This is a genomic window from Agromyces selenitireducens, from assembly GCF_052748465.2.
This window is the reverse complement of record NZ_CM188259.1, coordinates 3,542,079-3,552,355: the sequence shown is the minus strand read 5'-3', so window position 1 is coordinate 3,552,355 and position 10,277 is coordinate 3,542,079. Positions and strand designations below refer to the sequence as shown.

Genomic DNA, 10,277 nt, shown 5'->3' with positions numbered 1-10,277 from the left:
CTCACAGCTGCACGCACACATTCGTGGGCTCGGTGTAGAACTCGAGCGAGTGGCGCCCGCCCTCCCTGCCGATGCCCGAGAGGCCGACGCCGCCGAACGGGCTGCGCAGGTCTCGGAGGTACCAGGTGTTGACCCAGGACATCCCCACGCGCATCTGCTGCGCGACGCGATGGCCGCGCGTGAGGTCGGAGGTCCACGTGACGGCGGCGAGGCCGTAGTCGGTGTCGTTCGCCAGCGCGATCGCCTCCTCCTCGGTGTCGAAGGGGATCAGTGCGGCGACGGGGCCGAAGATCTCCTCACGTACGGTGCGGTGCGAGTTGTCGAGCCCGGTCCACAGCGTCGGCTCGATCCAGGACCCTCCGTCCAGCTCGCCGCCGAGGCTCGGGACGCCGCCGCCGGCCAGCACCGTGGCGCCCTCCTCGAGCGCGAGGTCGAGGTAGGAGCGCACCTTCTGGCGATGGGCTTGGGAGATCAGCGGCCCGGTGGTCGTGGCGGCATCCTGCGGCCGGCCGAGGCGCAGGCGCCGGGCCTGCTCGGAGAGCGCCGCGGCAACATCGTCGAAGACCGAGCGCTCGATGTAGATGCGCTCGGTGCAGAGGCACACCTGACCGGTGTTGAGGAACGTCGAACGGGCGAGCCCGGCGATCGCCAGCTCGAGGTCGGCATCGGCGAAGACCACGGCGGCGTTCTTGCCGCCGAGCTCGAAGGAGACGGGGCGCACCCGTGGCGAGACGGCGCGCATGATGGCCGAGCCGGTCGACGTCTCGCCGGTGAAGGTGACGCCGTCGATGCCCGGATGCCGCGTGAGCGCCTCCCCGGCGGAGCCGACGCCGAACCCGTGCACGACGTTGACGACGCCGTCGGGCACCCCCGCCTCGGAGAGGATCTCGGCGAGCAACGCTGCCGACGAGGGCGTCTCCTCGGAGGGCTTCACGATCACGGTGTTGCCGGCCGCGAGCGCCGGGGCGAGCTTCCACGTCAGCAGGAGGAGGGGCAGGTTCCAGGGCACGATGACGGCGACGACGCCGAGCGGCTTGCGCACCGCGTAGTTGAGCGCGTTCCGGCCGTCGGGGAGTTCGGTGAGGAAGGAGTCGAGGCCGGCGGCGGACACCGTGTCGGCGAAGGAGCGGAAGTTCGCGGCGGCCCGGGCGACGTCGAGGTCGCGCGCGAGGGTCTCGGGCTTGCCGGTGTCGCCGACCTCAGCCGCGACGAGCTCCTCGGCGTGCCGCTCGACCGCGTCGGCGATCCGGCGCAGCACCCGGGCGCGCTCGGCGACGCTCGTCCGGCCCCAGGGCCCGTCGAATGCGGCGCGAGCCGCGGCCACGGCGAGGTCGACCTGCTCCGGGCCCGCCTCGTGCACGCGGGCGACGAGCGAGCCGTCGACCGGGTCGAACTTGTCGAACGTGCGGACGCCGTCGACGGGGACGCCGCCGATGAGGTTCCGGATCGTGCGCGCGGTCCGGCCCGGCACCGGGCTGTGGCTCGTCGCCGTCGACGGCGTGGTCTGGGTGGGCATGGCCTCAGGCTAGGAAGGTCCAAGGATGCCGACAAATACCCACTTGATGCGCTGCCATACCCGTACGGCTATAGTTCGCGGCATGGCCACCGATCACCTGCTGGACGGCCGGCTCAAGATCCGGCACCTGGTCCTCGTCACCGCCATCGCCGACGAAGGCACGCTCGTACGCGCCGCCGAATCGCTGCACGTCACCCAGCCGGTCGTGAGCCGCGGCCTGCGCGAGGTCGAGGAGGTCCTCGGCGTGCCGCTGTTCGAGCGGATGCCGCGCGGAGTCGTGCCCACGCCCTACGGCCACTCCTTCATCGAGCGCGCCCGGTCGGTGCTCGCGGAGCTGCGCGCCGCCGGAGAGGAGGTGCGGCTGATGCAGTCCGGCCAGCTCGGCACGGTCACGGTCGGCACGCACCTCGCCGGCTCCAACCTGCTGCTGCCGCGCGCGATCGCCGCACTCAAGGCCGAGCACCCGCGGCTCACGGTGGTCGTTCGGGAGGGGACGCCCGACGCGCTGCAGCAGTGGCTGCTCGCGGGCGATCTCGACTTCACGGTCGGCAGGCTCTCGCCCACCGTCCCCGCGCGGCTCGAGCAGGAGCGCCTGCACCAGGAGCCGATCCGCCTGGTGGCCCGCGCCGGGCATCCGGTGCTCGGCGGCACGCGGGCGACGTCGCTCGCGTCGCTGATCGCCTACCCGTGGATCTTCCCCGTGGCGCAGACCGCCCTGCGAGCCGAGCTCGAGGCGGTCTTCTTCCACGAGGGCCTGCCCCTCCCTGCGGATCGCGTCGAGTGCACCTCGATGCTGACCCTGCGCAACCTCCTCGTCTCGACCGACGTCATCGCCGCCCTGCCGATGTTCATCGCCGTCGACGATCGGGACCTGCGCATCCTCCCCACCCCGCTGAGTTCGATCCGGCGGTCGGTCGGGGTCACCGTGCCGAAGGATCGCGCGCCCTCCCCGGCTGCCGCCGCGCTCCTCGCGCACCTGCGCGAGCAGGGAGGCCGGCTCGCCGAGCTCGAACTCGAGTACGCGGAGACGGAGCCGCGCCCGCAGACCTGATATGTCCAAACGGTCATGGCTCCGAGCCGGATAGATATTGGACAGCATCGGTCGGCATCGTGACGCTGAGAGGGACGACGCCCCACCGGGTGGTCGCCGATCTCAGCTCTCACCCCTGCCGATCCTGGAGGCGAAATGGCCGGCTCTCCGTACGTTCCCGAAGCGAAGAAGTACCACCCCGAGGACTTCGAGCGCGTCGACGGCGAACCGGCCGACCCCGAGCCCGGGAGCTGGGGGATGCAGCCGGACGGGTCGTTCCTTCCGCCCGCGTCCACGCCGTCCGTGCCCCGTGACGTGTTCATCGACTGGCCCGGTCAGCTCCCGTATCGCGACCCTGCGACCTACAGCCTGAACGCGACGGCGGAGGCCTTCTACCCCATCGTGGTCAACACGAGCCACACCTGGCAGGCGATCTACGACTGGGACGACCGGCGCTACATGCTCCACTACGGCGGCGGGAACCGCTGGAACGTGTACGACATCACCGACCCGCGCGACCTCGTCGTCATCGCCGAGGAGACGCTGCCGTGGAGCGGCCCGAGCTTCGGCGCCGTGACCATCCAGTGGAACGAGCGGCTCGGGAAGCACATCGCGATCCAGGCCAACGAGACCCCGCGCTACTTCCTCCAGGGTCGCGTCGCCAACAAGTGGGTCGACCCGACCGTCGAGGGCCAGCTCCTCGAGTGGGAGGGCCTGCGGGGATTCCGGGTGTTCGAGGTGAACGGCCCGACCCCCCGCGACTGGAAGCTGCTCACCGAGGTCTCGACCGACCCGAACCACGGACCGGACGAGGTCCAGGAGGGCAACGGCGTCCTGGACCTCCCCGTGTACTACGGCGACCGCTACCTCTTCGTCGCGACCGCGCCGGACAACACGTTCACCAACCAGCCCTACCGGACGACGCTCTGGGCCGCCGGTCACGCCGCGTACGACGTGTCCGATCCCGCCCATCCGGTCCACCTCTCGACGTGGTGGGTGCCCGGCACGCGCGTCGGCGAGGAGACGGATTCGCCGTACCTCGCGGAGAACCCGCGCTGGAACAACAAGACCTCGTGGTTCGGCTCCCGCATGGGCATCTTCATGCCGCGGTCCGTGGAATCCGGATGGCGGTACGGCTACGCCGCGCAGGGCGGCCAGGGCTTCTTCGTGCTCGACGTGTCGGATCCGGCGAACATCCACCACATCGGATGGTGCGATCTCCCGGTCAGCGTCGCCGGCACCGAGGGCGACAACGTCGACACCACCCAGGTCGAGGAGACCGGGTACGTCTACGTCTCGGGCTACCCGATGAACACGGACTGCTACGAGCCGGCGAAGGAGATCTACCAGGTCGACGTGAGCGACCCCACGCAGCCGAGGGTGGTCCGGACGCTGCCTCGCCCGACGCCGCCCGCGGAGGCGCCGTTCACCGACTGGGCGCAGCGACGCGGCTCGTTCGGGCCGAAGCGGTCGGGCTACTTCATCAACACGGGCACGCCGCACGGCGGAGTCATCCCGTACGCGTTCTACGCCGCGGGGCTCCAGGTCTTCGATGTCCGGGACCCGGAGAACCCCGAGGTCGGCGCGTACTTCGTGCCGCCGATGGGGCTCGAGGACGACGACGACCTCGCGGCGCCGGTCCACGGCATCTTCGTGGAGTGGGACCGCAACCTGATCTGGGTGTTCGCGAACCACGGCATCTACGCGGTCTCGACCCCGCTCCTCGGGGAGCCGGTCGTCGGGATCCCGGCCGCGGACTGATCGACACGACGAGCTCGAAGGACGAACATGGACCGGATCGCCAGACCGTGGCCCGCCCTGTGGGCCCTCGTCATGGGGTTCTTCATGATCCTCGTCGACACCACCATCGTCACGATCGCCAACCCGGCGATCCTGCGCGACCTCGATGCCGACCTCACGGCGGTCATCTGGGTGACGAGCGCCTACCTGCTCGCCTACGCCGTGCCGCTGCTGATCACCGGCCGCCTCGGCGATCGCTTCGGGCCGAAGCGCGTCTACCTCGTCGGCCTGGTGGTCTTCACGCTCGCCTCGCTCTGGTGCGGCGTCTCGGGCGACATCGGCATGCTCATCGCGGCGAGGGCGGTGCAGGGACTCGGCGCCGCGCTCATGACGCCGCAGACGATGGCGGTCATCGCACGCGTCTTCCCGCCGAACCGGCGCGGTGCGGCGATGGGGCTCTGGGGCGCGGTCGCCGGCGTCGCGATGCTCGTGGGACCGATCCTCGGCGGCGTCCTCGTCGACGCCCTCGGGTGGCAGTGGGTGTTCCTCGTGAACGTGCCGTTCGGCATCGCGGCGTTCCTGCTCGCCTGGCGGTTCGTGCCGAGGCTCGAGACGCACGCGCACCGCTTCGACTGGCTCGGCGTGGTGCTCAGCGCGGTCGGCATGTTCCTCGTCGTCTTCGGCATCCAGGAGGGCCAGACGTTCGGCTGGGGCACCATCGTCGGTCCGATCACGGTGTGGGGACTGATCATCGCGGGCATCCTGACGCTGGCCGCGTTCGTCGCCTGGCAGGCGGTGAACCGGGTGGAGCCCCTGCTGCCGCTCTCCCTGTTCCGCGACCGCAACTTCGCGCTGTCCAACGTCGCGATCACCTTCGTCGGCCTCGGCCTCGTGGCGATGCCATTGCCGCTCGCGTTCTACTTCCAGGTCGCTCGCGGCCTCACCCCGACCGAGGGGGCGCTCATGCTCGTGCCGATGGCGGTGGTGTCCGGGGTCCTGGCCCCGTTCGTCGGCAGGCTCGGCGACCGGGTCGACCCGAAGTGGATCGCGTTCGCCGGGCTCGCGACGGTGGCGCTGGCCCTCGGCTGGTACATCCTGCTGATGACCCCGGATGTCGCGCTCTGGCTGCTGCTGCCGCCCTCGGCGCTGCTCGGGCTCGGCATGTCGGGCGTGTTCGCTCCGCTCGCCTCGACGGCGACGCGGAACCTGCCGCCGGCGCGCGCGGGGGCCGGTTCCGGCGTGTACACGATGACCCGGCAGATCGGTTCCGTCCTCGGTTCGGCGGCCATCGCCGCGCTGATGACCGCGCGCCTCGCGGCCGAGCTGCCGGGGTTCGATGCGGAGGCGGTCCGGCGCGCCGACGGCGGGTCGGCCGCCGGGCTCCCTCCGTTGCTCGCAGAGGGGTTCACGGCGTCGATGTCGCAGTCCCTGTGGCTCGCGGTGGCCGCGTTCGGGCTCTGCGCGGTCGCCGTCCTGTTCTTCGCCAAGCCGCAGGTCACCGTGGAGTGGCGGGCGGAGCAGGCGAGCGGCCCGCTCCCTGACACAGACCGCCTGCCCGCCCGATCCCTCCCGGCTCCCTAGCGTCGGCCCGAGTCCGTGCTTCGCTTACCCGCATTCGGACCCGAAACGGGATCCAGAATACAAAATGCGTCCAAGGAGGACCGTCGATGACAACGTCATACCAGCACAGCCGACAGGCGGCGCGGCCGAACGGCTCCGCGACGACCGGCACCGCCGAGTCGGGGCCCGGCGCCGAGCCGCTCCTCGGCGGCGGTCGCCTCGTCGTGGACGGCCTCGAGAAGCACTACGAGCTCGACGGCGGCGAGGTGCCGGTCGTCAAGGGCGTCACCTTCACCATCGAGCCGGGGATGTTCTACTCGCTGCTCGGGCCGTCCGGGTGCGGCAAGACGACGACGCTCCGGTGCGTCGCCGGCCTGGAGACGAGCAACGGCGGGCGGATCACCCTCGACGGTCGCGTGCTCTCGACGGGGACCCAGCACGTCTCGCCGGACAAGCGCGATGTGGGGATGGTCTTCCAGAACTACGCGATCTGGCCTCACATGTCGGTGTTCGCCAACGCCGTCTTCCCACTGCAGGTGGCATCCGGAAGGCTGCCGAAGAAGGAGGCCCGGAAGCGCGCGATGGAGGCGCTCGAGCTCGTCCAGCTCGACGGGTTCGCCGACCGGCCGGCCACGGCTCTGTCCGGCGGCCAGCAGCAGCGCCTCGCGCTCGCCCGTGCGCTCGCGCACCGGCCCCGGCTGCTCCTCCTCGACGAGCCGCTCAGCAACCTCGATGCGAAGCTGCGGGACACCATGCGCAACGAGCTTCGCAGCCTCCAGCAGCGCCTCGGGATCACGGCGCTCTACGTCACGCACGACCAGTCCGAGGCGCTGTCGATGTCAGACCGCGTCGCGGTGATGAACCAGGGGCGCATCGTCCAGGAGGCGACGCCCCGCGAGCTGTACTTCCAGCCGGCGGACCGGTTCGTCGCCGACTTCGTCGGCCGGGTCAACATGATCCCGGCCGTCGTCCGCGGCCGGGACGCGAACGGCGACGCGGTCGTCGATGCGTACGGCGCTCGCCTGACCACCCCATGTCCCGAGGGCGCGGGAACGGGTGAGGACGTCACGATCACCTTCCGTCCCGAGAGCGTCCGTTGGCACGAGGTCGCACCCGATCGCCCGAACGTCCTGCCCGCTCGCGTGGTGCGGGTGGAGTTCCTCGGCGAGATCGTCGAGTACGAGGCCGAGATCCTGAGCGGGCAGACGACGGTCGGCCGCCTCGTCGCCCGAGGAGCTCCCATGAACGCGCCGGCCACGGGGAGCGCCATCCACGTCGAACTCGCGCCGCACGCCTGCCGTGTGCTGGCCGCCTAGCCACCACCCCACCCCCAGAAGAGACAGATCCACGTCAGAGAGGACATCCGGATCATGAACGCACGCACGGTACGCGGAGTACCCATCGCCCTCGCCGCAGCAGGAATGCTGCTGCTCAGCTCCTGCAGTTCGACCCAGGCCGGCGTGCCGGCCGCGGCCGGCCCCGAGGGCGACGCCGCCCAGGGCGCCGCCTGCGACGCCGTCGAGCTGGGGATGATCACCCGATGCGAGAACTTCTACGAGGACTTCTGGCCCGAGATCGACCGCCAGATGGACGCGCTCTACGAGACGGCCAAGGAGACCGACGGCGGCCGTCTCGTGATCTGGGACTGGTACGAACTCTCCCCGGAGGTCATCGCACAGTTCAACGAGCGCTACCCCGACCTGACGATCGAGACACGCGGCCTCACCTACAACCTCTCCTCGGCCGTCATCTCGGCCAAGGCGACCGGCTCGCGCAACACCGACGTCCTGTCCGGATCACTCGTCTCCGCGGCCGCGATGACCGACGAGGGGTACTGGGCGGAGGTCGACTGGACGGACTTCGGCGTTCCCGAGGAGTTCCTCACGATCGGCGCCCCCGAGATGCTGCCCGACAGCATCAACGGCTCGCTGATGCAGTACAACCGCGACGAGGTCGAGGTGCCGGAGTCGCTCGAGGGCCTCCTCGGCCCCGAGTACGGCGGGAAGGTCTCCATCGCGAACTACAACCCCATCGTCTTCTCCGGGTACGGCATGGCCGAGGGCGAAGAGGCCATGGTCGACCTCATCGACGAGTTGAAGTCGTCGGGCAACCTCGTCGTGCTCGAGGACCAGAACTCGCCGCTGTCGAGCGGCGACGTGCCGGTCGCGCTGAACCAGACGCTGTTCAACCCGAACCCCAGCCTCGCGGTCGCGCCGTTCGAGCACTCCGGCGTGTTCGCGCAGTTCTCGGGCGTGAACACCGACGCGAAGAACCCGTCCGGCGCCATGCTCTGGTCGCTCTGGAACGCCTTCGATCCCGAGTGGCTGGAACTCAGGATGACGGACGAGCAGTTCTCCACGACCCAGGTCCCGTACGCGGGCCTGCCGTCCTCGCTCTTCGAGCAGGCGACCGGCCTCATGAAGACCAACGCGGATGCGCTGCTGCAGGGACTCGAGAACGGATCGGGCACCGAGACGGTCGACACCCGCGACGAGTGGATCGCCATGATCACCGCCGCCGACGAAGCCCTGAACGGCTAGTCGATGTTCCAGGCAGGACGGACCACGAAAGCCGCGCGGACTCGTCCGACGGCGATGAAGGTCGCGACGGTCGTCGCCGGGACGGTGATCGTCCTCCTCCTCGCGATCCCGCTGGTGGTGCAGGTCATCACGGCCTTCCGTGGTCCGTTCCTGCCGTTCGGCGTCTCGTCGGCGAAATGGTCGGTCGACAACTTCGCGACCCTGTGGGAGCTCCGAGAGGACTTCTGGGCGGTGCTCGGCTCGACCGCGGCATTCGTGGGCGGCTCCACCGTGCTCTCGCTGGTGATCGCATTCGGGCTCGCCTGGGTGACGGTGCGCACGGACGCCCCGTTCCGACGGGTGATCTCCGTGCTCGTGATCGTGCCGTTCATCATCCCGCCGATCGTCAAGGCGCAGGCGTACCTGCTGATGCTCTCGCCCCAGTCGGGCGTGCTCAACCAGCTGCTCCACGCCGTGCCCGGCATGGAGGGGGTGACGATCGACCCGTACGCGTTCTCGACGATGATCGTGATCCAGTCGCTCACGAACGTGACCTTCCCGTACCTGATGATCGTGCCGATCCTGACGAACATGGACGGCTCCCTCGAGGAGTCGGCCCGGGTCTCGGGGGCGTCCTGGGCGAAGACGCTCCGGCGCGTCACCCTTCCGATGCTGTGGCCCGGGCTGCTGGGCGTGACCGTCCTGACCTTCATCCTCGGGCTCGGCAGCCTCGAGATCCCGCTGCTCTTCGGACAGCAGTCCGGCCAGTCGATCTTCGCCCTGAAGCTCTGGACGCTCATCAGCGCCGACGCGGGTGAACTGCCTCAGTACGGGCTCGCCGCCGCATGGGGCTGCGTGTTCCTGGTGATCACGACGATCGCGTTCGTGGTCTACCTCCGGGCGACCCGGGATGCCGAGCGGCGGGCGTCCGTGTCCGGCAAGGGATTCCGCCCGACGACCATGAAGCTCGGGCCGTGGCGCATCCCGGTGCTCGCCGCGATCGCCGTCTTCGTGCTCCTCACCGCGATCCTGCCGCTCTTCGCCCTGTTCTGGGCGGCCATCACGCCGTTCCCGATCGCCTTCTCCTTCCCGGCGCTCGTGGAGCAGACGCACTTCTCCGCCTTCGGCGAAGTCCTCGGCGACGGGGAGTTCTGGGCCTCCCTCGGACGCACGCTGGTCATCGCCGGCGGCAGCGCCACCATCGCGAGCGTGGCGGCGACGGTGCTCGCCTACGGCATCGCCCGGAGCCGGTCGACGATCTGGACCAAGAGCATGGACCTGTTCGCGTCGTCCTCCGTGGCCATCCCGACGGTCATCGCGGGCTTCGCGATGTTCCTGACCTTCATGGTGATCAACCCGGTCATCCCGCTGGCGGGGACCATCTTCGCCCTCATCATCGCCTACTCGTATCGGGTCTCGATCGCCTACCGCGCCGGCTACAGCGCGACGCTGCAGATCCGGAAGGAGCTGGAGGAAGCAGCACAGGTCAGCGGTGCCAGCCAGATGGAGGGGTTCCGGCGAATCGTGGCGCCGCTCCTCATGCCGACGGTGTTCGCCGTGTGGATCCAGGTGTTCATCCTGGGGACGAACGAGTTCACGCTCCCGGCCTTCCTCGCGACGCCGGAGTCCCGGCCGCTGTCGGTCTACATGTACGCGATGATCAACCCGAGATCGGCCCAGCTCTACGCTCCGGACCAGGGCGCGGCGATGGCGCTGATCTTCACGCTGCTGGTCTTCCTGATCGGCTACGGCCTGCAATGGGCGGTGTCGCTGCGCGCCATCGGTCGTGCGAAGCGTCGAGACCCGAGCATCGGCGTCGGATCGCTCCCCGAACTCGCAGCGGTCCCCGAGGATGCACCGGACACGCTCTCGGTCTCGGTGCAGGACGAGTTCGTGCGGCCGCGGCGCTGAG

General features: G+C 69.9%; 7 protein-coding genes. 6 read left to right on the top strand and 1 reads right to left on the bottom strand.

Annotated features, from left to right (window positions below):
- Position 1: 1 nt before the first annotated feature.
- Positions 2-1,516: a 2-hydroxymuconic semialdehyde dehydrogenase gene (locus tag ACULK4_RS16695; protein WP_445963515.1), complete on the bottom strand. Its 1,515-nt coding sequence runs from the start codon at positions 1,514-1,516 to the stop codon at positions 2-4.
- 82 nt (positions 1,517-1,598) lie between these two features.
- On the opposite strand from ACULK4_RS16695, the gene ACULK4_RS16690 reads away from it, so the two are divergent.
- The 6 genes from ACULK4_RS16690 to ACULK4_RS16665 all read left to right on the top strand — a co-directional run bounded on the left by ACULK4_RS16690 (position 1,599) and on the right by ACULK4_RS16665 (position 10,276).
- On the top strand, positions 1,599-2,567 hold the full coding sequence (locus ACULK4_RS16690; RefSeq protein ID WP_445963514.1) for a LysR substrate-binding domain-containing protein: 969 nt from the start codon (positions 1,599-1,601) through the stop codon (positions 2,565-2,567).
- Between the two features lie 135 nt (positions 2,568-2,702).
- The gene (locus ACULK4_RS16685) at positions 2,703-4,307 is read left to right on the top strand and encodes an LVIVD repeat-containing protein (RefSeq protein ID WP_445963513.1); all 1,605 of its coding nucleotides are present in this window, start codon (positions 2,703-2,705) and stop codon (positions 4,305-4,307) included.
- Between the two features lie 27 nt (positions 4,308-4,334).
- Positions 4,335-5,867 carry a DHA2 family efflux MFS transporter permease subunit gene (locus ACULK4_RS16680; protein WP_445963512.1) on the top strand — a complete coding sequence of 511 codons (1,533 nt, stop codon included), beginning with the start codon at positions 4,335-4,337 and terminating at the stop codon, positions 5,865-5,867.
- A gap of 86 nt (positions 5,868-5,953) precedes the next feature.
- Positions 5,954-7,162: an ABC transporter ATP-binding protein gene (locus tag ACULK4_RS16675; protein WP_445963511.1), complete on the top strand. Its 1,209-nt coding sequence runs from the start codon at positions 5,954-5,956 to the stop codon at positions 7,160-7,162.
- Positions 7,163-7,216: 54 nt separating this feature from the next.
- The gene (locus tag ACULK4_RS16670) at positions 7,217-8,386 is read left to right on the top strand and encodes a hypothetical protein (protein ID WP_445963510.1); all 1,170 of its coding nucleotides are present in this window, start codon (positions 7,217-7,219) and stop codon (positions 8,384-8,386) included.
- A gap of 54 nt (positions 8,387-8,440) precedes the next feature.
- Positions 8,441-10,276: an ABC transporter permease gene (locus tag ACULK4_RS16665; protein WP_445963509.1), complete on the top strand. Its 1,836-nt coding sequence runs from the start codon at positions 8,441-8,443 to the stop codon at positions 10,274-10,276.
- Position 10,277: the final 1 nt, after the last annotated feature.

Coding starts and splice junctions, on each gene's coding strand:
- ACULK4_RS16680 (WP_445963512.1), top strand. CDS start 4,335: ATGGACCGGATCGCCAGACCGTGGCCCGCCCTGTGGGCCCTCGTCATG.
- ACULK4_RS16685 (WP_445963513.1), top strand. CDS start 2,703: ATGGCCGGCTCTCCGTACGTTCCCGAAGCGAAGAAGTACCACCCCGAG.
- ACULK4_RS16670 (WP_445963510.1), top strand. CDS start 7,217: ATGAACGCACGCACGGTACGCGGAGTACCCATCGCCCTCGCCGCAGCA.
- ACULK4_RS16695 (WP_445963515.1), bottom strand. CDS start 1,516: ATGCCCACCCAGACCACGCCGTCGACGGCGACGAGCCACAGCCCGGTG.
- ACULK4_RS16675 (WP_445963511.1), top strand. CDS start 5,954: ATGACAACGTCATACCAGCACAGCCGACAGGCGGCGCGGCCGAACGGC.
- ACULK4_RS16690 (WP_445963514.1), top strand. CDS start 1,599: ATGGCCACCGATCACCTGCTGGACGGCCGGCTCAAGATCCGGCACCTG.
- ACULK4_RS16665 (WP_445963509.1), top strand. CDS start 8,441: ATGAAGGTCGCGACGGTCGTCGCCGGGACGGTGATCGTCCTCCTCCTC.